Annotated in this window: 21 protein-coding genes; all 21 read left to right on the top strand. The window is 52.8% G+C overall.

The window, feature by feature from the left end:
• Positions 1-3 precede the first annotated feature (3 nt).
• Positions 4-750 carry a colanic acid biosynthesis glycosyltransferase WcaE gene (wcaE, locus tag MX657_RS15020; protein WP_039263104.1) on the top strand — a complete coding sequence of 249 codons (747 nt, stop codon included), beginning with the start codon at positions 4-6 and terminating at the stop codon, positions 748-750.
• A 15-nt stretch (positions 751-765) separates the two neighbouring features.
• Entirely contained in the window at positions 766-1,320 is a 555-nt protein-coding gene (gene wcaF / locus MX657_RS15015; protein ID WP_119916968.1) for a colanic acid biosynthesis acetyltransferase WcaF, read from the top strand.
• A gap of 21 nt (positions 1,321-1,341) precedes the next feature.
• Entirely contained in the window at positions 1,342-2,463 is a 1,122-nt protein-coding gene (gmd, locus tag MX657_RS15010; RefSeq protein ID WP_003863514.1) for a GDP-mannose 4,6-dehydratase, read from the top strand.
• A gap of 2 nt (positions 2,464-2,465) precedes the next feature.
• Positions 2,466-3,431, top strand: a complete 966-nt coding sequence (fcl, locus tag MX657_RS15005) for a GDP-L-fucose synthase (protein ID WP_013097874.1) — start codon at positions 2,466-2,468, stop codon at positions 3,429-3,431.
• Between the two features lie 2 nt (positions 3,432-3,433).
• Positions 3,434-3,913, top strand: a complete 480-nt coding sequence (locus tag MX657_RS15000; RefSeq protein ID WP_119917000.1) for a GDP-mannose mannosyl hydrolase — start codon at positions 3,434-3,436, stop codon at positions 3,911-3,913.
• The gene (gene wcaI, locus MX657_RS14995) at positions 3,910-5,133 is read left to right on the top strand and encodes a colanic acid biosynthesis fucosyltransferase WcaI (RefSeq protein ID WP_346806081.1); all 1,224 of its coding nucleotides are present in this window, start codon (positions 3,910-3,912) and stop codon (positions 5,131-5,133) included. The genes MX657_RS15000 and wcaI overlap by 4 nt, the downstream gene beginning before the upstream one ends.
• A 3-nt stretch (positions 5,134-5,136) precedes the next feature.
• Positions 5,137-6,573: a mannose-1-phosphate guanyltransferase gene (cpsB, locus tag MX657_RS14990; RefSeq protein ID WP_346806080.1), complete on the top strand. Its 1,437-nt coding sequence runs from the start codon at positions 5,137-5,139 to the stop codon at positions 6,571-6,573.
• 109 nt (positions 6,574-6,682) lie between these two features.
• The gene (gene cpsG, locus MX657_RS14985; protein WP_218726877.1) at positions 6,683-8,053 is read left to right on the top strand and encodes a phosphomannomutase/phosphoglucomutase; all 1,371 of its coding nucleotides are present in this window, start codon (positions 6,683-6,685) and stop codon (positions 8,051-8,053) included.
• A 98-nt stretch (positions 8,054-8,151) separates the two neighbouring features.
• Positions 8,152-9,546, top strand: a complete 1,395-nt coding sequence (wcaJ, locus tag MX657_RS14980; protein WP_080329669.1) for an undecaprenyl-phosphate glucose phosphotransferase — start codon at positions 8,152-8,154, stop codon at positions 9,544-9,546.
• 1 nt (position 9,547) lies between these two features.
• The gene (gene wzxC / locus MX657_RS14975; RefSeq protein WP_023312393.1) at positions 9,548-11,026 is read left to right on the top strand and encodes a colanic acid undecaprenyl disphosphate flippase WzxC; all 1,479 of its coding nucleotides are present in this window, start codon (positions 9,548-9,550) and stop codon (positions 11,024-11,026) included.
• A gap of 17 nt (positions 11,027-11,043) precedes the next feature.
• The gene (gene wcaK, locus MX657_RS14970; RefSeq protein WP_346806079.1) at positions 11,044-12,324 is read left to right on the top strand and encodes a colanic acid biosynthesis pyruvyl transferase WcaK; all 1,281 of its coding nucleotides are present in this window, start codon (positions 11,044-11,046) and stop codon (positions 12,322-12,324) included.
• Positions 12,321-13,541: a colanic acid biosynthesis glycosyltransferase WcaL gene (wcaL, locus tag MX657_RS14965; RefSeq protein ID WP_119916973.1), complete on the top strand. Its 1,221-nt coding sequence runs from the start codon at positions 12,321-12,323 to the stop codon at positions 13,539-13,541. Before wcaK ends, wcaL begins: the two co-directional genes overlap by 4 nt.
• Positions 13,542-13,553: 12 nt before the next feature.
• Positions 13,554-14,945, top strand: a complete 1,392-nt coding sequence (gene wcaM / locus MX657_RS14960) for a colanic acid biosynthesis protein WcaM (protein ID WP_346806078.1) — start codon at positions 13,554-13,556, stop codon at positions 14,943-14,945.
• Between the two features lie 176 nt (positions 14,946-15,121).
• Positions 15,122-16,018, top strand: a complete 897-nt coding sequence (gene galF, locus MX657_RS14955) for a GalU regulator GalF (RefSeq protein ID WP_080329665.1) — start codon at positions 15,122-15,124, stop codon at positions 16,016-16,018.
• A 354-nt stretch (positions 16,019-16,372) separates the two neighbouring features.
• Complete coding sequence (rfbB, locus tag MX657_RS14950) at positions 16,373-17,458, top strand: dTDP-glucose 4,6-dehydratase (RefSeq protein WP_346806077.1); 1,086 nt, start codon at positions 16,373-16,375, stop codon at positions 17,456-17,458.
• Positions 17,458-18,357 (top strand): dTDP-4-dehydrorhamnose reductase, encoded by a 900-nt coding sequence (gene rfbD / locus MX657_RS14945; RefSeq protein ID WP_080329663.1) that lies wholly within the window; start codon positions 17,458-17,460, stop codon positions 18,355-18,357. Before rfbB ends, rfbD begins: the two co-directional genes overlap by 1 nt.
• Before the next feature lie 53 nt (positions 18,358-18,410).
• Positions 18,411-19,289: a glucose-1-phosphate thymidylyltransferase RfbA gene (gene rfbA, locus MX657_RS14940; protein ID WP_119916975.1), complete on the top strand. Its 879-nt coding sequence runs from the start codon at positions 18,411-18,413 to the stop codon at positions 19,287-19,289.
• A gap of 3 nt (positions 19,290-19,292) precedes the next feature.
• Positions 19,293-19,841: a dTDP-4-dehydrorhamnose 3,5-epimerase gene (rfbC, locus tag MX657_RS14935; RefSeq protein WP_119916976.1), complete on the top strand. Its 549-nt coding sequence runs from the start codon at positions 19,293-19,295 to the stop codon at positions 19,839-19,841.
• Positions 19,842-19,849: 8 nt separating this feature from the next.
• Positions 19,850-20,824 carry an FAD-binding oxidoreductase gene (locus MX657_RS14930; RefSeq protein WP_119917001.1) on the top strand — a complete coding sequence of 325 codons (975 nt, stop codon included), beginning with the start codon at positions 19,850-19,852 and terminating at the stop codon, positions 20,822-20,824.
• 15 nt (positions 20,825-20,839) lie between these two features.
• The gene (gene rfbF, locus MX657_RS14925; RefSeq protein WP_119916977.1) at positions 20,840-21,613 is read left to right on the top strand and encodes a glucose-1-phosphate cytidylyltransferase; all 774 of its coding nucleotides are present in this window, start codon (positions 20,840-20,842) and stop codon (positions 21,611-21,613) included.
• 4 nt (positions 21,614-21,617) lie between these two features.
• On the top strand, positions 21,618-22,700 hold the full coding sequence (rfbG, locus tag MX657_RS14920) for a CDP-glucose 4,6-dehydratase (protein ID WP_119916978.1): 1,083 nt from the start codon (positions 21,618-21,620) through the stop codon (positions 22,698-22,700).
• Positions 22,701-22,719: the final 19 nt, after the last annotated feature.

Genomic DNA, 22,719 nt, shown 5'->3' with positions numbered 1-22,719 from the left:
TTTATGTTTCTTAGCGTCATTACTGTCGCTTTTCGTAATTACGAAGGGGTGGTAAAAACCTGGCGCTCGCTGCGCAACCTGGCGCGCGATCCAAGCCTCACCTTTGAGTGGATTGTGGTCGACGGCGGCTCGAACGATGGCACGGCGGAGTTTCTGGAAAAACTCAACGGTGAGTTCAACTTACGCTACATCAGCGAGAAAGATAAAGGCATCTACGATGCGATGAACAAGGGCATTAATATGGCCCAGGGCCGTTATGCCATCTTCCTCAATTCCGGTGATATTTTCCACGATGACGTGGCGCTGTTTGCCCGTCAGCTGGCGCGCCAGAAAGAGGATGCCATGTATATTGGCGATGCGCTGCTCGATTTTGGCGACGGACATAAAGTGTGCCGCAGCGCGAAACCGGGCTGGTATATCTACCACAGCCTGCCGGCCAGCCATCAGGCCATTTTCTTCCCGGTAAAGGGTCTGAAAAAACAGCCTTACGATTTGCAGTATAAAGTGTCTTCGGATTATGCGCTGGCCGCCAGCCTGTATAAATCTGGCTACCCGTTCCGTCGAATTAAAGGACTGGTATCGGAATTCTCGATGGGCGGTGTGTCAACGTCGAATAATCTGGAATTGTGTCAGGATGCCAAAAACGTGCAGCGTAAAATATTACGCGTGCCGGGGTTCTGGGCGGAATTATCTTATTTATTACGCCTGCGTACCACAGGTAAAACGAAAACCTTATATAACAAAGCCTGAATATAAGGAAACGCAATGCAGGATCTGAACGGTTTCTCCGTGCCGAAAGGTTTTCGGGGCGGGAGTGGTATTAAGGTGCAGTTATGGTGGGCGGTTCAGGCAACATTATTTGCCTGGTCACCGCAAATATTGTACCGCTGGCGTGCCTTTTTATTGCGCCTGTTTGGCGCAAAAATCGGAAAAAACGTAGTTATTCGTCCGTCGGTAAAAATTACCTACCCCTGGAAATTAACCCTCGGGGATTACGCCTGGGTAGGGGATGACGCGGTGTTATATACCCTGGGCGAGATTACGATAGGCGCAAATTCGGTAGTTTCACAGAAGTGTTATTTGTGCACCGGCAGCCACGATTTTATGAGTCAGCATTTTGATATTACCGCTTCGCCAATTGTGATCGGCGAAAAATGCTGGCTGGCAACGGATGTTTTTGTTGCACCTGGTGTTTCTGTTGGCGATGGCACGGTAGTCGGTGCCCGCAGCAGCGTTTTTAAATCGCTACCGGCAAATAAAATTTGCCGTGGCAATCCCGCAGTGGTGATACGCGAACGCGTTGAAACTGAAAAACTTTGATAAGTACAGAGGAATATAAACATGTCTAAAGTCGCTCTCATCACCGGCGTTACCGGACAGGATGGTTCTTACCTGGCAGAATTGCTGCTGGAAAAAGGTTATGAAGTTCACGGTATTAAACGTCGTGCCTCTTCATTCAACACCGAACGTGTGGACCATATCTATCAGGATCCCCATGCCGCGAACCCGAAATTCCACCTGCACTACGGCGACCTGACCGATACCTCCAACCTGACACGTATCCTGCAGGAAGTGCAGCCGGATGAAGTGTACAACCTGGGCGCGATGAGCCACGTAGCGGTCTCCTTCGAGTCCCCGGAATACACCGCTGACGTTGACGCCATGGGTACCCTGCGTCTGCTGGAAGCGATTCGCTTCCTCGGTCTTGAGAAGAAAACCCGCTTCTACCAGGCATCGACCTCCGAGCTGTACGGCCTGGTGCAGGAAATTCCACAGAAAGAGACCACGCCGTTCTACCCGCGTTCTCCGTATGCGGTAGCAAAACTGTACGCCTACTGGATCACCGTTAACTACCGTGAATCCTATGGCATGTACGCCTGTAACGGCATTCTGTTCAACCACGAATCCCCGCGCCGCGGCGAAACCTTCGTGACCCGCAAAATTACCCGCGCTATCGCCAACATTGCTCAGGGTCTGGAATCTTGCCTGCACCTCGGCAACATGGACTCCCTGCGTGACTGGGGCCATGCGAAAGACTACGTGAAAATGCAGTGGATGATGCTGCAGCAGGAACAGCCAGAAGACTTCGTGATCGCGACCGGCGTGCAGTACTCCGTTCGTCAGTTCGTTGAAATGGCTGCGGCGCAGCTGGGCATCAAACTGCGCTTTGAAGGCACCGGCGTGGAAGAGAAGGGTATCGTTGTTTCCGTGACCGGCCACGACGCGCCGGGCGTCAAGCCAGGCGACGTAATTGTGCAGGTTGACCCGCGCTACTTCCGTCCTGCTGAAGTGGAAACCCTGCTGGGCGACCCAACCAAAGCGCACGAGAAGCTGGGCTGGAAACCAGAGACCACTCTGCAGGAGATGGTTTCCGAGATGGTGGCCAAAGATCTTGAAGCAGCGAAAAAACACTCCCTGCTCAAGTCTCATGGCTACGAGGTTGCCATCGCGCTGGAGTCCTGAGAATGACAAAACAACGTATTTTTGTCGCCGGCCATCGCGGAATGGTGGGTTCCGCGATTGTTCGCCAGCTCGAACAGCGCGGTGACGTTGAGGTGGTTGTCCGCACCCGCGACGAGCTGAACCTGCTCGACAGCCGTGCGGTACAGGACTTCTTTGCGAACGAACGCATTGACCAGGTGTATCTGGCGGCGGCGAAGGTGGGCGGCATTGTCGCTAACAACACCTACCCGGCGGATTTCATCTACGAGAACATGATGATCGAGAGCAACATCATTCACGCGGCACATCTGCACAACGTGAACAAGCTGCTGTTCCTCGGTTCATCCTGTATCTACCCGAAAATGGCGAAGCAGCCGATCGCCGAGAGCGAGCTGCTGCAGGGCACGCTTGAAGCCACCAACGAGCCGTACGCGATTGCCAAGATTGCCGGGATCAAGCTGTGCGAGTCCTACAACCGTCAGTATAACCGCGACTATCGCTCGGTGATGCCGACCAACCTGTACGGACCGCACGACAACTTCCACCCGAGCAATTCGCACGTGATCCCGGCGCTGCTGCGTCGCTTCCACGAGGCAACCGCCGAGAACGCGCCGGACGTGGTGGTGTGGGGCAGCGGGACGCCGATGCGCGAGTTCCTGCACGTGGACGACATGGCTGCCGCCAGCATTCACGTGATGGAGCTGGATCGCGAGGTGTGGCAGGAGAACACCGAGCCGATGCTGTCGCACATCAACGTCGGGACCGGCGTGGACTGCACCATTCGCGAGCTGGCGCAAACCATCGCGCAGGTGGTGGGCTACAAGGGCCGCGTGGTGTTTGACGCGACTAAACCGGACGGCACGCCGCGCAAGCTGCTGGACGTGACCCGTCTGCATCAGCTGGGTTGGTATCACGAGGTGTCACTGGAGCAGGGGCTCGCCAGCACCTATCAGTGGTTCCTGGAAAACCAGCACCGCTTCCGGGGGTAATGATGTTTTTAAGTCAGGAAGATTTTGCCACGGTAGTGCGTTCCACTCCGCTCATCTCAATTGATTTGATCGTGGAGAACGAACGCGGCGAGTTCTTGCTGGGGAAACGAACCAACCGTCCTGCACAGGGCTTCTGGTTCGTGCCCGGCGGGCGCGTGCAGAAGGATGAGACGCTTCATGATGCGTTTGAGCGTCTCACTCTGGCGGAACTGGGTCTGCAGCTGCCAATGGCAGCAGGCCAGTTTTACGGGGTCTGGCAGCACTTCTATGACGATAACTTTTCAGGTACCGGGTTCTCCACACACTACATCGTGCTGGGGTTCCGCCTGAAGGTGAGTGAGGCAGACCTGCGTCTGCCTGATTCTCAGCATGACGACTACCGCTGGCAGACGCCAGAGGCGTTGCTGGCCAGCGACAATGTGCACGACAACAGCCGTGCCTATTTCCTGGCCGATCGTCAGGCCGGGGTGCCGGGCTTATGAAGATCCTCGTATACGGAATTAACTACTCGCCGGAGCTAACCGGCATCGGGAAATACACCGGCGAGATGGTGGAGTGGATGGCGAGCCAGGGACATGACGTGCGGGTCATTACAGCGCCGCCGTACTACCCGGAGTGGAAAGTCGGGGAGCGCTACTCAAGCTGGCGCTACCGTCGCGAAGAGGGTACAGCGACCGTCTGGCGCTGCCCGCTGTATGTCCCTAAGCAGCCCTCGACGCTGAAACGCTTACTTCATCTGGGCAGCTTTGCCCTGAGCAGTTTTTTCCCGCTGATGGCGCAGCGTCGCTGGAAGCCGGATCGCATCATCGGCGTGGTGCCGACGCTGTTCTGCACGCCGGGCATGCGCCTGCTGGGCAAACTCTCCGGCGCGCGCACGTTGCTGCACATTCAGGATTACGAAGTCGACGCGATGCTGGGCCTGGGGATGGCAGGCAAAGGCAAGGGCGGCAAAGTGGCGAAGCTCGCCAGCGCCTTTGAGCGCAGTGGCCTGCATAACGTGGATTACGTTTCGACCATCTCGCGCTCGATGATGAACAAGGCGCAGGAGAAGGGCGTCCCGGCGGAGAAAGTCATTTTCTTCCCGAACTGGTCCGAAGTGGCGCGTTTTCGCGATGTGACAGAGCAAGACGCTCAGACGCTCCGCGACCAGCTTGGTTTGCCTGAAGACCAAAAAATCATTCTTTACTCAGGCAACATCGGCGAAAAGCAGGGGCTGGAGAGCGTGATTGAAGCGGCCCAGCAGCTGAGAGAACAGCCGTGGACGTTTGTGATTGTCGGGCAGGGAGGGGGAAAAGCGCGGCTGGAGAAGATGGCAAGCGAACGCGGCCTGACCAACGTGAAGTTTTTCCCGCTGCAGTCTTACGACGCGCTGCCTGCGCTGCTGAAGATGGGCGACTGCCATCTTGTGGTGCAAAAGCGCGGCGCGGCGGATGCGGTGCTGCCGTCCAAGCTGACCAACATTCTGGCAGTGGGCGGTAACGCGGTGATTACGGCAGAAGCCGAAACAGAATTAGGCCAGCTGTGTGACAGCTATCCGGGGATTGCAGTGTGCGTGGAGCCGGAATCGGTCCCGGCGCTGGTCACCGGCATTGAACAGGCGCTAGCCATGCCAAAAGTGAACACGGTGGCACGTGAATATGCCGAACGCACGCTCGAGAAAGAGAACGTGCTGAGCCAATTTATTGCAGATATACGGGGATAAATCATGAGTCAAACCACTTTGTATCCGGTTGTGATGGCTGGTGGCTCTGGTAGCCGGTTGTGGCCGCTGTCCCGCGTGCTCTATCCAAAACAGTTCCTCTGCCTGAAAGGGGATCTCACCATGCTGCAGACGACGGTAAACCGTCTGCACGGCGTGGAGTGTGAAAGCCCGGTGGTGATTTGTAACGAACAGCACCGATTTATCGTTGCCGAGCAGCTGCGCCAGCTGAACAAACTCACCGAAAACATCATCCTGGAACCTGCCGGCCGTAATACCGCGCCTGCGATCGCCCTGGCGGCGCTGGCGGCAAAACGCAGCAGCCCTGACTGTGACCCGCTGATGCTGGTCCTGGCGGCAGACCACGTTATCCAGCAGGAAGACGCGTTCCGCGACGCGGTGCGTGCGGCCATTCCTTACGCCGAGATCGGCAAGTTGGTGACCTTCGGCATCGTGCCGGATCTGCCGGAAACTGGCTATGGCTACATCCGGCGCGGCAGCGTGACGCCGGGTGAAGGCGACAGCGTGGCGTTTGACGTGGCGCAGTTTGTTGAAAAACCGAATCTCGAAACCGCGCAGGCCTACGTTGCCAGCGGTGAATATTACTGGAACAGCGGGATGTTCCTGTTCCGCGCCGGACGCTATCTTGAAGAGCTGCGCAAATACCGCCCGGATATTCTTAACGCCTGCGAAAAAGCGATGGCGGTGGTGGACCCGGATCTCGACTTCATCCGCGTGGATGAAGAGGCGTTCCTCGCCTGCCCGGAAGAGTCCATTGACTACGCGGTGATGGAACGTACGGCAGATGCCGTCGTGGTACCGATGGATGCGGGCTGGAGCGATGTGGGCTCCTGGTCCTCCCTGTGGGAGATCAGCGCCCATACCCCGGAGGGTAACGTCCATCACGGCGATGTGATTAGTCACAAAACGGAAAACAGCTACGTTTACGCCGAGTCCGGCCTGGTGACCACCGTCGGGGTGAAGGATCTGGTGGTTGTCCAGACCAAAGACGCGGTGCTGATTGCCGACCGTAATGCCGTGCAGGACGTTAAAAAAGTGGTGGAGAAGATCAAGGCGGACGGTCGCCACGAGCACCATATTCACCGCGAAGTCTACCGTCCGTGGGGGAAATATGACTCCATTGACTCCGGTGACCGCTATCAGGTGAAACGCATCACCGTGAAGCCGGGCGAGGGGCTGTCGGTACAGATGCACCATCACCGCGCCGAACACTGGGTGGTGGTGGCGGGTACCGCTAAAGTCACTATCGACGGTGAAGTCAAACTGCTCGGAGAAAACGAGTCCATTTATATTCCGCTGGGCGCCACACATTGTCTGGAAAACCCGGGGAAAATTCCGCTCGATTTAATTGAGGTGCGCTCCGGCTCGTATCTGGAAGAGGATGACATTATCCGCTTCCAGGACCGTTACGGGCGAGTGTAAACCTTTGCTTCATGCCCGGTGGCGCTGCGCTTACCGGGCCTACGAATGACAAAAATAAATTTGGCCATTAAGTGGTCAGGGCCAACTGTTGCCTGAAAAAGGGGTCATCATGGAAAAGTTAACCTGTTTTAAAGCCTACGATATTCGCGGCAAGCTGGGCGAAGAGCTGAATGAAGACATCGCGTGGCGTATTGGCCGCGCGTACGGCGAATATTTAAAACCTAAGACTATCGTGCTGGGCGGCGACGTGCGTCTGACCAGCGAGTCCCTGAAGCTGGCGCTGGCAAAAGGGCTGCAGGACGCGGGCGTGGACGTGCTGGATATCGGCCTGTCCGGGACCGAAGAGATCTATTTTGCCACCTTCCACCTCGGCGTGGACGGCGGTATCGAAGTCACCGCCAGCCATAACCCGATGGACTACAACGGCATGAAGCTGGTGCGCAAGGGTGCCCGTCCGATCAGCGGCGACACCGGCCTGCGCGACGTGCAACGCCTCGCGGAAGCCAACGACTTCCCGCCGGTGAACGAGGCGAAGCGCGGCAGCTATAAGCAGATCAACCTTCAAAAAGAGTACATCGACCACCTGCTGGGCTACATCAACGTGGCGAACCTCAAGCCGCTGAAGCTGGTAATTAACTCCGGTAACGGCGCCGCTGGCCCGGTTGTTGATGCCCTTGAAGCGCGCTTTAAGGCGCTGAACGTGCCGGTGACCTTCATCAAAGTACACAACACCCCGGACGGCAACTTCCCGAACGGTATTCCTAACCCGCTGCTGCCGGAGTGCCGCGACGACACCCGCAACGCGGTGATTGAGCACGGTGCCGATATGGGCATCGCCTTTGATGGCGATTTCGACCGCTGCTTCCTGTTCGACGAGAAAGGGCAGTTCATCGAGGGGTACTACATCGTCGGCCTGCTGGCGGAAGCATTCCTCGAGAAAAACCCGGGCGCGAAGATTATTCACGACCCGCGCCTTTCCTGGAACACGGTTGACGTAGTGTCCGCGGCGGGCGGCACGCCGGTGATGTCCAAAACCGGCCACGCCTTCATCAAAGAGCGCATGCGCGAAGAAGACGCCATTTACGGCGGTGAGATGAGCGCCCACCACTACTTCCGCGATTTTGCCTACTGCGACAGCGGGATGATCCCGTGGCTGCTGGTCACCGAGCTGCTGTGCCTGAAGGGGCAGACCCTGGGCGAGCTGGTGCGCGACCGCATGGCGGCATTCCCGGCGAGCGGGGAGATCAACAGCAAGCTGGCGCAGCCGGCCGAGGCCATTGCCCGCGTGGAGCAGCACTTTGCCATTCACGCGCTGGAAATTGACCGTACCGACGGCATCAGCATGGCGTTCCCGCAGTGGCGCTTTAACCTGCGCTCGTCCAACACCGAGCCGGTGGTGCGCCTGAACGTGGAATCCCGCGCCGACACGGCGCTGATGGAAGCCCGAACGAAGGACATTCTGGCGCTGTTGAATCAGTAATACGAAAACCTGAAGTCTGCCCCTCACCCCGGCCCTCTCCCCAGAGGGGGAGAGAGTTAGGGTGAGGGGTAAGGTTTTGGTTGAATAAAGGAACAACGATGACGAATCTAAAAAAACGCGAACGAGCGAGAACGAATGCATCGTTAATCTCTATGGTGCAGCGTTTTTCTGATATCACCATCATGGTCGGTGGATTGTGGGCGGTGTGTCGGATCAGCGGGCTGCCGTTCTTATACATGCATCTGCTGATGGCACTGATTGCGCTGGTCGTGTTTCAGATGATCGGCGGGATGACCGATTTCTACCGCTCGTGGCGCGGCGTGAAAATGACCACCGAACTGATGCTGCTGCTACAGAACTGGACCCTGAGCCTGATCTTCAGCGCAGGCCTGGTGGCGTTCAGCCATGATTTTGACAACCGCTTCGTGACTTATCTCTGCTGGTACCTGTTAACCAGCGTCGGCATGGTGGTGTGCCGCTCTCTGATCCGCTTCGGTGCGGGCTGGCTGCGTAACCGCGGCTATAACCGTCGCTTCGTTGCGGTGGCGGGCGATCTGCCGGTCGGGAAGGTGCTGCTCGACAGCTTCCGCAAAGAGCCGTGGTTAGGGTTTGAAGTGGTGGGGATTTACCACGACGCGAAGCCGGGCGGCGTGCCGTCGGACTGGGCGGGCAATTACGCGCAGCTTATTGAAGATGCGAAGGCCGGCAAAATTCACAACGTCTATATCGCCATGCAGATGAAGGACGAATCCCGCATCAAGCAGCTGATGCGCGAGCTGGCGGACACCACCTGTTCGGTGATCCTCATCCCGGACGTCTTTACCTTCAACATCCTCCATTCACGCATTGAAGAAGTAAACGGTGTGCCGGTGGTACCGCTGTACGACACGCCGCTGTCGGGTATTAACCGCGTGCTCAAGCGCGTGGAGGATATCGTGCTCTCTTCACTGATTTTACTGCTTATTTCCCCGGTGCTGTGCTGCATTGCCCTGGCGGTGAAGCTGAGCTCTCCCGGCCCGGTTATCTTCCGTCAGACCCGCTACGGCATGGACGGTAAGCCGATCATGGTGTGGAAATTCCGCTCCATGAAGGTGATGGAAAACGACAAGGTGGTGACCCAGGCGACGCAGAACGATCCCCGCGTCACCCGCGTGGGGAACTTCCTGCGCCGCACTTCGCTTGACGAGCTGCCGCAGTTCATCAACGTTTTTACCGGCGGCATGTCGATTGTTGGCCCGCGTCCACACGCGGTGGCGCACAACGAGCAGTACCGCTCGCTGATTGAAGGCTACATGCTGCGCCATAAGGTGAAACCGGGCATTACCGGTTGGGCGCAGATCAACGGCTGGCGCGGCGAAACCGACACGCTGGAAAAAATGGAAAAACGTATCGAATTCGATCTGGAGTACATCCGTGAATGGAGTATCTGGTTCGATATCAAGATTGTTTTTCTGACCATCTTCAAAGGTTTCGTGAACAAAGCGGCGTACTAAGATGAGCTTACGTGAAAAAACCATCAGCGGGGCGAAGTGGTCAGCGATGGCGACCATCGTCATCATTGGCCTCGGCCTGGTGCAGATGACGGTGCTGGCGCGCATTATTGATAATCACCAGTTCGGCCTGCTGACTGTCTCGCTGGTGATTATCGCGCTGGCCGACACGCTGTCTGACTTTGGTATCGCCAACTCCATTATCCAGCGTAAAGAGATTAGCCATCTCGAGCTGACCACGCTCTACTGGCTGAACGTTGGGCTGGGCATTTTCGTGTTCGTGCTGGTGTTCCTGCTGAGCGACACCATCGCCAGCGTGCTGCACAACCCGGATCTGGCTCCGCTGATGCGCACGCTGTCGTTTGCTTTCGTGGTGATCCCCCACGGACAGCAGTTCCGCGCGCTGATGCAAAAAGAGCTGGAGTTCAACAAAATCGGCATGATTGAAACCAGCGCGGTGCTGGCGGGCTTTACCTTCACCGTGGTGAGCGCCCATTTCTGGCCGCTGGCGATGACCGCCATCCTCGGTTATCTGGTGAATTCTGCCGTGCGTACGCTGCTGTTCGGCTACTTTGGCCGCAAGATTTACCGTCCGGGGCTGCACTTCTCTCTCGCATCCGTTTCATCCAATCTGCGCTTTGGCGCGTGGCTGACGGCGGACAGCATTATCAACTACGTGAACACCAACCTCTCGACGCTGGTGCTGGCGCGCATCCTGGGCGCGAGCGTGGCGGGGGGCTACAACCTGGCCTATAACGTCGCGGTTGTTCCTCCTATGAAGCTGAACCCGATTATCACCCGCGTGTTGTTCCCGGCGTTCGCCAAGATTCAGGACGACACCGAGAAGCTGCGCGTCAACTTCTACAAGCTGCTTTCCGTGGTGGGAATTATCAACTTCCCGGTGCTGCTGGGGCTGATGGTGGTGTCCAGCAACTTCGTGCCGCTGGTGTTCGGCGAGAAGTGGAACGGCATCATCCCGATCCTGCAGCTGCTGTGCGTGGTGGGGCTGCTGCGCTCCGTGGGGAATCCGATTGGTTCCCTGCTGATGGCAAAAGCGCGCGTGGATATCAGCTTTAAGTTCAACGTGTTCAAAACCTTCCTGTTTATTCCGGCGATTATCGTTGGCGGGCATATGGCGGGCGCCATCGGCGTCACGCTGGGCTTCCTGCTGGTGCAGGTAGTCAATACCGTTCTGAGCTACTTCATCATGATCAAACCGGTGCTGGGCTCCAGCTACCGTCAGTACATCCTGAGCCTGTGGCTGCCGTTCTATCTCTCATTGCCGACCCTGGCGGTGAGCTACGGCCTGGGCATTATCCTCAGCGGGCATCTGCCGCTGGCCGCGCTGCTGGCGGTGCAGGTTGCCGCGGGCGCGCTGGCCTTTGGCGTGATGATTGTGCTGTCGCGCAACGCGCTGGTGGTTGAGATGAAGCGCCAGTTTTGCCGTAACGAAAAAATGAAAACGCTGCTTCGCGCAGGCTAGTTCTTTAAGAGGCCATTATGAAATTATTAATTCTTGGCAACCATACCTGCGGCAACCGTGGCGACAGCGCCATCCTGCGCGGTTTACTGGATGCAATTAACACCCTTAAGCCTGAGACTGAAGTGGACGTGATGAGCCGTTATCCGGTCAGCTCATCCTGGTTACTGAATCGCCCGGTGATGGGCGACCCGCTCTACAGCCAGATGAAACAGCACAACAACGCCGCGGGCGTGATGGGGCGCGTGAAAAAAGTGCTGCGCCGTCGCTACCAGCATCAGGTGCTGCTTTCCCGCGTGACCGACACCGGCAAGCTGCGCAACATCGCTATCGCGCAGGGCTTTACCGATTTCGTGCGTCTGCTGTCTGGCTATGACGCGATTATTCAGGTCGGCGGATCGTTCTTCGTCGATCTCTACGGCGTGCCGCAGTTTGAGCATGCGCTGTGCACGTTTATGGCGAAAAAGCCGCTGTTTATGATCGGCCACAGCGTCGGGCCATTCCAGGATCCGCAGTTTAACCAGCTGGCGAACTACGTGTTCGGCCACTGTGACGCGCTGATCCTGCGTGAATCGGTCAGCCTCGACATGATGAAGCGCAGCGAAATTGACACCTCTAAAGTCGAGCACGGCGTGGACACCGCCTGGCTGGTGGATCACCAGGACGATAATTTCCAGCCGAGCTACGCGGTACAGCACTGGCTCGACGTGGCGGCGAAACAGAAAACCGTCGCGATTACCCTGCGTGAACTCGCTCCGTTCGATAAGCGTCTTGGCACCACCCAGGCAGCCTACGAGAAAGCGTTCGCCGACGTGGTGAACCGCGTGCTGGACAGCGGTTACCAGGTGCTGGCGCTCTCAACCTGTACCGGCATCGACAGCTACAACAAAGATGACCGCATGGTGGCGCTGAACCTGCGCAACCTGGTGAACGACCCGTCCCGCTACCATGTGGTGATGGACGAACTGAACGACCTGGAGATGGGCAAACTGCTCGCAGCCTGCGACCTGACCGTCGGCACGCGCCTGCACTCCGCCATTATCTCCATGAACTTTGGCACGCCGGCCATTGCCATCAACTATGAGCACAAATCAGCAGGCATCATGCAGCAGCTTGGCATGCCTGAAATGGCCGTGGATATTCGTCATCTTCTCGATGGTTCGCTCGGTGCGATGGTGGGCGACACCCTGGGTCAGCTGCCTGCCATCAATGAACGCCTGGCGGTAGCGGTGAAAGCCGAGCGCGAGAAGGGGATTGATATGGTGAAATCGGTGCTCGATCGCGTGCGGGAGGGGAAATGAAGGTTGGTTTCTTCTTGCTGAAATTTCCGCTGTCGTCTGAAACGTTTGTCCTGAACCAAATCACCGCGTTTATCGATATGGGATATGACGTGGAGATTATCGCCCTGCAAAAGGGCGACACCCAAAATACCCATGCGGCGTATACCCAGTATGGGCTGGAGGCGAAAACCCGCTGGCTGCAGGACGAACCTTCCGGGAAACTGAGCAAGCTGGGCCACCGGGCGAGCCAGACGTTACGCGGGATCCACCGCGCGTCGACCTGGCGGGCGCTGAATGTTTCCCGCTATGGCTCTGAATCTCGCAATTTAATTCTGTCGGCCATCTGCGGGCAAACGGCGCAGCCGTATCGAGCCGACGTGTTTATCGCCCACTTTGGCCCGGCGGGCGTAACAGCAGCGAAGCTGCGTGAGCTGGGGGTGATTGACGGCAAAATTGCCACCATCTTCCACGGGATCGATATTTCCAGCCGCGAAGTGCTGAACCACTACACGCCGGAATATCAGCAGCTTTTCCGCCGCGGCGACATGATGCTGCCCATCAGCGAACTGTGGGCCGGACGTCTGAAAAACATGGGCTGCCCGGGGGAGAAAATTACCGTGTCGCGTATGGGTGTGGATTTAGCCCGCTTTACCCGCCGCCCGGTTAAGGTGCCGGGGAAACCGCTGCAGATCATCTCCGTAGCACGTCTGACCGAGAAGAAAGGTCTGCACGTGGCGATTGAAGCCTGCCGCCAGCTGAAGGCGCGCGGGGTGGATTTCCACTATCGCATTCTCGGTATTGGGCCGTGGGAACGTCGTCTGCGCACGCTTATCGAGCAGTATCAACTGGAGGATGTCGTGGAGATGCCGGGCTTCAAGCCCAGCCACGAGGTCAAAGCCATGCTCGATGAGGCGGACGTGTTCCTGCTGCCTTCGGTAACGGGCGCCGATGGCGATATGGAAGGCATTCCGGTGGCGCTGATGGAGGCGATGGCCGTGGGGATCCCGGTGGTATCGACGCTGCATAGCGGGATCCCGGAGCTGATCAAATCTGACCATTCCGGCTGGCTGGTGCCGGAGAATAACGCGATGGCCCTTGCGGATCGATTAGCTGCCTTCAGCGACATTGACCAGCAGGCGCTGGAGCCGGTGCTCCACAATGCCCGACAAAAAGTTGAAACCGATTTTAACCAGCAGGTGATTAACCGCCAGTTAGCGAGCCTGCTGCAAACGCTGTAACGCCGAGGTTGTATGCTGAAAAAGATTACCCGACGCACTTTTGTCTCTTCTCTTTCCGTTCTGGCGGCCTCGCCGCTGCTGTCGACCCGCATCGCGCGGGCGGCAAGCGGAAAGACGGTTTCCATTAATCAGTACAATAACAACGACTGGATTGCCGCCTTTAAGCAGGCGTTTAAGGACGGTGATACCGTTGTGGTCCCGGCCGGACTCACCTGTGAAAACATCAATACGGGTATTTTTATTCCCGACGGTAAAACACTGCTGATCCGCGGGGCGTTAACCGGCAACGGACGCGGCCGCTTTGTGCTGCAGGAAGGCTGCAAAGTGATCGGTGAAGGCGGCGGGCGCACGGAGAACATTACGCTCGACGTTCGCGGATCTGACTGTGTGATTAAAGGCCTGGCGATGAGTGGATTTGGCCCGGTAACGCAGATCTACATCGGCGGCAAGAAACCCAGTGTGATGCGCAATTTGCTGATTGATAACATCAGCGTGAGCCAGGCAAACTACGCCATTCTGCGCCAGGGCTTCCATAATCAGGTCGATGGCGCTCGCATCACCAACAGTAAATTCAGCCATCTGCAGGGGGATGCGATCGAGTGGAACGTCGCCATCAACGATCGCAATATCCTGATATCCGATCATGTGATCGACAATATCAACTGCACTAATGGCAAGATCAACTGGGGCATCGGCATTGGCCTTGCTGGCAGCACCTACGATAACGACTACCCGGAAAAGCAAACAGTGAAGAACTTCGTGGTGGCAAATATCATCGGCAGCAACTGTCGCCAGCTGGTGCACGTTGAGAACGGGAAACACTTTGTTATCCGCAATATAAAGGCCAAAAATATTACCCCCGATTTCAGTAAAAAGGCGGGTATAGACAACGCCACGGTCGCCATTTATGGCTGTGATAATTTCATTATTGATAATGTCGACATGGTCAATAGTGCCGGAATGTTAATCGGCTATGGGGTAATTAAAGGCGATTATTTGTCCATCCCGCAGAACTTCAAGCTCAACAATATTCATCTGGATAATCGCCAGCTTGCGTATAAGCTGCGCGGAATACAAATTTCGTCCGGTAATGCGACCTCCTTTGTGGCGATCACTAACGTGGAGATGAAGCGGGCGACGCTTGAGCTGCACAATAAGCCGCAGCATCTTTTCTTGCGTAATATCAACGTGATGCAGGAAGCCGCTATTGGCTCCGCGCTGAAGATCAACTTCGACCTGCGTAAAGATGTGCGGGGTAAATTTATGGCCAAAGATGAAACCTTGCTGTCGCTGGCGAACATCAAAGCGGTAAATGAGAAGGGGCAGAGCTCGGTGGATATTGACCGGGTGGATCAGCAGGTGGTGAATGTGGAAAAGCTGAACTTTGCGCTTCCGCACAGATAATCGACAATTTTCTTTTTTGAGACTATTCCTGGCACAGAAGCGTGATCTATTCAGATTACAACTACAGAAATTTGTGGGGCCAGGGCGTAACATTGCCTGAGGATTACGGCAAATCATGCTGGCGAAAACAGGTTTAAGAGCTATAATTCGTCAACCATTTTAAGGTGGAAGAAATAATGATTAATTTGAAAGCAGTCATTCCGGTAGCAGGCCTGGGCATGCATATGCTGCCAGCCACTAAAGCCATTCCTAAAGAGATGCTGCCGATTGTCGACAAACCGATGATTCAATACATCGTCGACGAGATTGTTGCTGCAGGGATCAAAGAAATCGTCCTGGTTACCCATTCATCCAAGAATGCGGTTGAGAACCACTTCGACACCTCTTACGAACTCGAAGCGTTGCTTGAGCAGCGCGTTAAGCGTCAGCTGCTGGCGGAAGTTCAGTCTATTTGTCCGCCGGGCGTGACCATCATGAACGTCCGTCAGGCGCAGCCGCTGGGGCTGGGTCACTCTATTCTGTGTGCTCGTCCGGTTGTGGGTGATAACCCATTCATTGTTGTTCTTCCGGACATCATCATCGATACCGCTTCTGCCGATCCGCTGCGCTACAACCTGGCGGCAATGGTGGCACGTTTCAATGAAACTGGCCGTAGCCAGGTGCTGGCAAAACGCATGAAGGGCGATCTCTCCGAGTACTCCGTTATCCAGACAAAAGAAGCGCTGGAGACGGAAGGGCAGGTGAGCCGCATCGTTGAGTTTATCGAAAAACCCGATCAGCCGCAGACGCTGGATTCTGACCTGATGGCGGTTGGCCGTTATGTTCTGAATGCGGATATCTGGGCGGAGCTGGAAAAAACTGAGCCGGGCGCCTGGGACCGTATCCAGCTAACCGACGCGATTGCTGAGCTGGCGAAAAAACAGTCTGTTGACGCGATGCTGATGACCGGTGACAGCTATGACTGCGGTAAGAAACTGGGGTATATGCAGGCGTTTGTTAACTACGGCCTGCGTAACCTGAAGGAAGGTCAGAAGTTCAGAAGCCGGATTGAGAAGCTGCTGGCTAACGACTGATATTCCTGCCACGGCCTGAACAAACGGCAGTTATCATTTTGGAATGTTGAGACATAACCAAAATGATAACTGCCGTTTTTTGTTATTAATTTTAATGATTACATAGAGTTATCTGATTCAAATCTCAGCAGCTTTGTAGCGATTTGTGCTTGTTTCTGAGGTCGTTTAGGACGACAATTAACGCCAGTTTTTGTCTGTATCCAGACAAGAAAAATCATTTAATCAAACATCGCTCAGTGCACTGGTAGCTGTTAAGCCAGGGGCGGTAGCGTGCTCAATTTCTGAAACTGTTAATAAATGCTCCGGTTTCAGAACGCCAGTATCCAGACACATACACCAGACGGAACAGATAACGTGAAAATTCTTGTGACGGGCGGGGCTGGTTTTATCGGCTCAGCGGTTGTACGACATATTATTAAAAATACCCAGGACGATGTCGTCAATGTGGATAAGCTCACCTATGCCGGAAATCTGGAGTCGCTAACTGAAGTTAGTGCTAGCGACCGATATGCTTTTGAGCATGCCGATATTTGCGACAAAGACGCCATGGATCGCATCTTCGCAAAGCATAAGCCTGATGCGGTGATGCACCTGGCCGCTGAAAGTCACGTCGATCGTTCCATTACCGGCCCGGCTGCGTTTATCGAAACCAATATCGTCGGCACTTATGTGCTGCTGGAAGCCGCTCGTGCGTACTGGTCCACGCTGGATGAGCAGGCGAAGAAAGCGTTTCGTTTCCATCACATCTCTACCGACGAAGTGTATGGTGATTTACCGCATCCAGATGAGCATCCGGCATCAACTGAGTTGCCACTCTTTACTGAAACCACTGCGTATGCGCCCAGCAGCCCGTATTCAGCGTCGAAAGCCTCGAGCGATCATCTCGTTCGTGCCTGGCTGCGTACCTACGGTTTCCCGACCATCGTCACCAACTGTTCAAATAACTATGGTCCGTACCATTTCCCGGAAAAACTGATCCCGCTGGTTATCCTGAATGCGCTGGAAGGGAAAGCTCTGCCTATTTACGGGAAGGGTGACCAGATTCGTGACTGGTTGTATGTAGAAGATCATGCGCGTGCACTCTACACCGTGGTCACCCAAGGGAAACCGGGAGAGACGTACAACATTGGTGGACACAACGAGAAGCAGAACCTGGATGTGGTGCATACGATTTGTGACCTGCTGGATGAGATTGTGCGTAAAGAGGGGTCTTATCGCGATCAGATTACGTATGTGGCTGACCGTCCGGGTCACGACCGTCGCTATGCGATTGAGGCACATAAAATTGCTGCTGAGTTAGGGTGGAAGCCTCAGGAGACATTCGAAAGCGGCATTCGTAAAACGGTGGAGTGGTATCTGAGCAATACCGATTGGGTGGAAAACGTAAAAAGCGGGGCTTATAAAACCTGGATTGAGCAGAATTATGGGGAACGCAAATAATGAATATTCTGTTGTTCGGGAAAAATGGTCAGGTAGGCTGGGAGTTGCAACGGGCACTCGCCCCGCTGGGAAATATTATCGCCCTTGATGTGCATTCTACCGATTATTGCGGCGATTTTAGTAATCCTGAAGGTGTTGCTGAAACCGTAAGAAAAATACGTCCAGATGTGATTGTGAATGCTGCCGCACATACTGCCGTGGATAAAGCTGAATCTGAAGTGGACTTTGCACAACTCCTTAATGCCGCAAGCGTAGAGGCTATTGCCAAAGCCGCTGCTGAAACAGGCGCGTGGGTTGTGCATTACTCGACTGATTACGTTTTTCCGGGTACCGGTGATGCACCCTGGCTTGAAGATGATGCCACTGCACCATTAAATGTTTATGGCAAAACGAAACTGGCCGGTGAAAGGGCATTACAAGAATATTGCCCAAAGCACCTTATTTTTCGTACCAGCTGGGTTTATGCTGGCAAAGGCAATAACTTTGCAAAAACCATGTTACGTTTGGCTAAAGAGAAAACTGAACTTTCCGTCATTAACGATCAGTTTGGTGCGCCAACGGGTGCAGAATTATTGGCGGATTGTACCGCACATGCTATTCGGATTGCACAGAAAAATCAGGAGGTTGCTGGCCTTTATCACCTCGTTGCGAGTGGTGTCACTACATGGCATGATTATGCTGCATTAGTCTTTTCCGAAGCCAGAAAAGCTGATGTTGCACTTGCAATCAAGCAGTTAAATAAAGTACCAACCAGCGCTTATCCAACCCCGGCATGCCGACCAAATAACTCTCGTCTTAATAATGAAAAATTCCAGCGTACCTTTGGGCTTGTTCTTCCCAATTGGGAGAACGGAGTTAAACGTATGCTGAATGAATTGTTTGCTGCGACAGCAATCTGAATATAATGTTAGTGCCCGTCAGTGGGTACTTTTGCGTATAAAGAGATAATGAAATGAAAACCCGTAAAGGCATTATTTTAGCTGGTGGTTCTGGTACCCGTTTATATCCAGTGACCATGGCCGTCAGCAAGCAATTGTTGCCCATATATGACAAACCAATGATCTATTACCCGCTCTCAACGCTAATGTTAGCGGGTATTCGTGATATTTTGATTATTAGCACTCCGCAGGATACACCTCGTTTTGAGCAATTACTGGGTGATGGCAGTCAATGGGGTTTAAGTCTACATTATAAGGTTCAGCCTTCGCCGGATGGTTTAGCCCAGGCATTTATCATCGGTGAAGATTTTATCGGAAATGATGACTGCGCGTTGGTACTCGGCGATAATATTTTTTACGGTCATGATCTGCCTAAATTAATGGAAACGGCGGTCAATCGAGAGAGTGGTGCGACCGTATTCGCATACCATGTTAATGATCCTGAGCGTTACGGTGTCGTTGAATTTGATAAGAATGGAACTGCCATCAGCCTTGAAGAAAAACCGCTGGAACCGAAAAGTAATTATGCGGTCACCGGATTATATTTCTATGATAACGATGTCGTAGAACTGGCTAAAAACCTGAAGCCTTCCGCGCGTGGCGAGCTTGAAATTACTGATATAAATCGAATTTATATGGAGCAGGGGCGTTTGTCTGTTGCTATGATGGGGCGCGGTTATGCTTGGCTGGACACGGGGACGCATCAGAGTTTGATTGAAGCTAGTAACTTCATTGCCACGCTCGAAGAGCGCCAGGGTCTGAAGGTTTCTTGCCCGGAGGAAATTGCCTTTCGCAAGGGTTTTATAGATGTAAAACAGGTAGAAAGGCTTGCAGAACCACTTTTTAAAAATGACTATGGCAAATATCTTATAAAGATGATTAAAGGTTTATAAGAAATGAATGTTATTGAAACAACTATTCCAGACGTTTTAATTTTTGAACCAAAAGTGTTTGGAGATGAACGTGGTTTTTTCTTTGAAAGCTTTAATCATAAACTTTTCGAAGATGCTGTTGGCCGTAAGATATCTTTTTTACAAGATAATCACTCCAAATCTCGTAAAGGAGTGCTTAGAGGCCTGCATTTTCAAAAGGGAGATCATGCGCAAGGTAAATTAGTAAGATGTACCTTGGGCGAAGTTTTTGATGTAGCCGTCGATATACGTGAAAATTCTCCAACTTTTAGAAAGTGGGTCGGTGTATATCTGTCAGCAGAAAATAAAAAACAACTTTGGATTCCCGAAGGCTTTGCTCATGGGTTCGTCACCCTAAGCGAAACTGCTGAATTCCTTTATAAGGCAACAAATTATTATGCACCAGCTGCCGAAGGGAGTATCTTGTGGAGTGATGAGACAATAGGTATTGAATGGCCGTTAACTCAGCAACCTGAACTTTCAGCAAAAGATGCTATTGCTCCTTTGTTGACACAAATTTCATCATTTGAGTAATAATGACAGTGTCTCATTTAATTAAAATTTTTCCATCTAATATCGAATTCTCTGGAACTGAAGAGTCATCTATTCTTGATTCTGCCTTAGCTGCGGGTATACATCTGGAACATAGTTGCAAAAATGGAGACTGCGGAGTCTGCGAATCGACTTTACTCGTCGGCGAGGTAACAGATAGTGAGGGTAAAGCATATGGTCAGGGAGATAAGGTTCTGACATGTAATTGCAAACCTAAAAGTGATCTTCAATTGCAGGCCCATTATTATCCAGAATTACAGGGACAAGTAAAAAGAATTGTTCCATGCAAGGTAAATAGCATTGAGCTGGTTTCTGATGACGTCATGAAGTTAACTCTCCGTTTACCACCAACTGCAAAAATGGATTTTCTCCCAGGGCAATACGTTAACCTTCAGTATAAAGGTGTAACGCGGAGTTATTCTATTGCAAACTGTAATGGCATTGATGGCATAGAGTTGCACATACGAAACGTTGTTAATGGCCAAATGAGTTCATTATTATTCAGCGAATTGCAAGTCAATACCCTGATGCGCATTGAAGGCCCATGTGGGACGTTCTTTATCAGAGAAGGTGACCGGCCCATCATTTTTATTGCGGGTGGTACTGGGTTTGCCCCAGTTAAAGCCATGGTTGAGCATCTGGTAGAAAATGCATCATCTCGAGAAATTTATATCTATTGGGGTATGCCTTTAGGTAAGGACTTCTACTCTTTACTGCCTCAGGAACTAGATGATAAATTTGAACGAATTCATTTTGTGCCCGTGGTCTCCGGTAATGATCCAACATGGAATGGGCGTAAAGGTTTCGTTCATCATGCAATACTCGAGGATTTCGATTCGCTGGAGTCATTTGATATTTATGCTTGTGGTTCACCAGTCATGATTGATGCGAGTAAAAAAGATTTTATTTCCAAAAAAATGTCAGTTGATAATTTCTATTCGGATGCATTCACTGCATCTAAATAAAATAGAGGGTTAGGTATGAAAGCAGTGATTCTGGCTGGTGGACTAGGAACCAGATTAAGTGAAGAAACAATAGTAAAACCAAAGCCAATGGTAGAGATCGGTGGTAAGCCGATACTTTGGCACATTATGAAAATGTACTCCTCTCATGGAATTAAAGATTTTATTATATGCTGTGGCTATAAAGGGTATGTCATCAAAGAATATTTTGCGAATTACTTCCTGCATATGTCAGATGTAACCTTTCACATGGCAGAAAACAGAATGGAAGTACACCACAAACGGGTCGAACCATGGAATGTGACATTGGTTGATACGGGTGATTCTTCGATGACCGGCGGACGTTTAAAGCGTGTTGCTGAATATGTAAAAAATGATGAAGCCTTCCTTTTTACCTACGGTGATGGCGTTGCTGATATTAATATCCGCGCGACAATTGATTTTCACAAAGCGCATGGCAAAAAAGCAACCCTAACGGCAACTTTCCCTCCGGGGCGTTTTGGCGCGCTGGATATCCGTGGCGGCCAGGTTCAATCTTTCCAGGAGAAACCGAAAGGCGATGGCGCAATGATTAACGGGGGGTTCTTTGTACTGAATCCTTCGGTGATTGATCTCATTGAAAACGACGCAACTACCTGGGAACAAGAGCCGTTGATGACGCTTGCAAAGCAAGGGGAACTCATGGCCTACGAGCATGCAGGATTCTGGCAACCAATGGATACGTTGCGTGATAAAACGTACCTGGAAGGTTTATGGGAGAAAGGAACGGCACCCTGGAAAACGTGGGAGTGATATCATGATTGATAAAAACTTCTGGCAAGGAAAACGCGTTTTTATTACTGGTCATACGGGATTTAAAGGTGGATGGCTTTCACTTTGGCTAAGTGAAATGGGGGCAACGCTAAAAGGTTATTCTCTTGATGCACCTACAACGCCAAGTTTTTTTGACACTGTCAATATCAGTTCGTTGATGGAGTCAGAAATAGGTGATATTCGTGATTTTGAAAAATTACGTAACGCTATTGCCTCTTTTAAACCAGACATTATTTTCCATATGGCCGCTCAGCCGCTTGTCAGGCTCTCTTATAAGGAGCCCATTGAAACCTACTCAACGAATGTCATGGGCACCGTTAATTTGCTTGAAGCGGTGAAGCAGGTTGGAGGTATAAAAGCTGTAGTCAATATTACCAGCGATAAGTGCTATGAAAATCGTGAATGGGTTTGGGGTTATCGCGAAAATGAAGCGATGGGGGGCTATGACCCATATTCTAATAGTAAGGGGTGTGCTGAATTAGTCGCCTCTGCGTTTAGAAGTTCATTCTTTAACCCTCAAAACTATGCTCACCATGGTGTGGGTCTGGCTTCAGTTAGAGCAGGTAATGTTATTGGCGGCGGTGATTGGGCGGAAGACCGTCTCATACCAGATATCTTGCGTTCCTTCGAGAATAATCAGCAGGTTATTATTCGTAATCCACACTCTATTCGTCCTTGGCAGCATGTGCTGGAACCTCTTTCTGGTTATATCGTCATCGCACAAAATCTCTTTATTGACGGTGCGAAATACTCAGAAGGGTGGAACTTTGGTCCTCGTGAAGAGGATGCAAAAACGGTTGAGTTTATTGTTGAAAAGATGGTTACGTTGTGGGGGGAAGGGGCAAGCTGGTTGTTGGATGGGCAGAACCATCCTCATGAGGCTCACTATCTTAAACTCGACTGCTCAAAAGCGCATATGCAATTAGGTTGGCACCCTCGATGGGCGCTCGTTGAAACACTTGGTCGTATTGTTAAATGGCACAAAGCATGGATAGGCGGATCGGATATGCTGGAATATTCGAAACGTGAAATCCATGACTACATGACCGCGACTACTTTTAGCTAAACAGATAAGTACAGGAATT

This window comes from Enterobacter chuandaensis (genome assembly GCF_039718975.1).
GTDB classification, from domain to species: domain Bacteria; phylum Pseudomonadota; class Gammaproteobacteria; order Enterobacterales; family Enterobacteriaceae; genus Enterobacter; species Enterobacter chuandaensis.
Note: the sequence above shows the minus strand (reverse complement) of the source record. Positions and strands in the feature narration are given on the sequence as shown.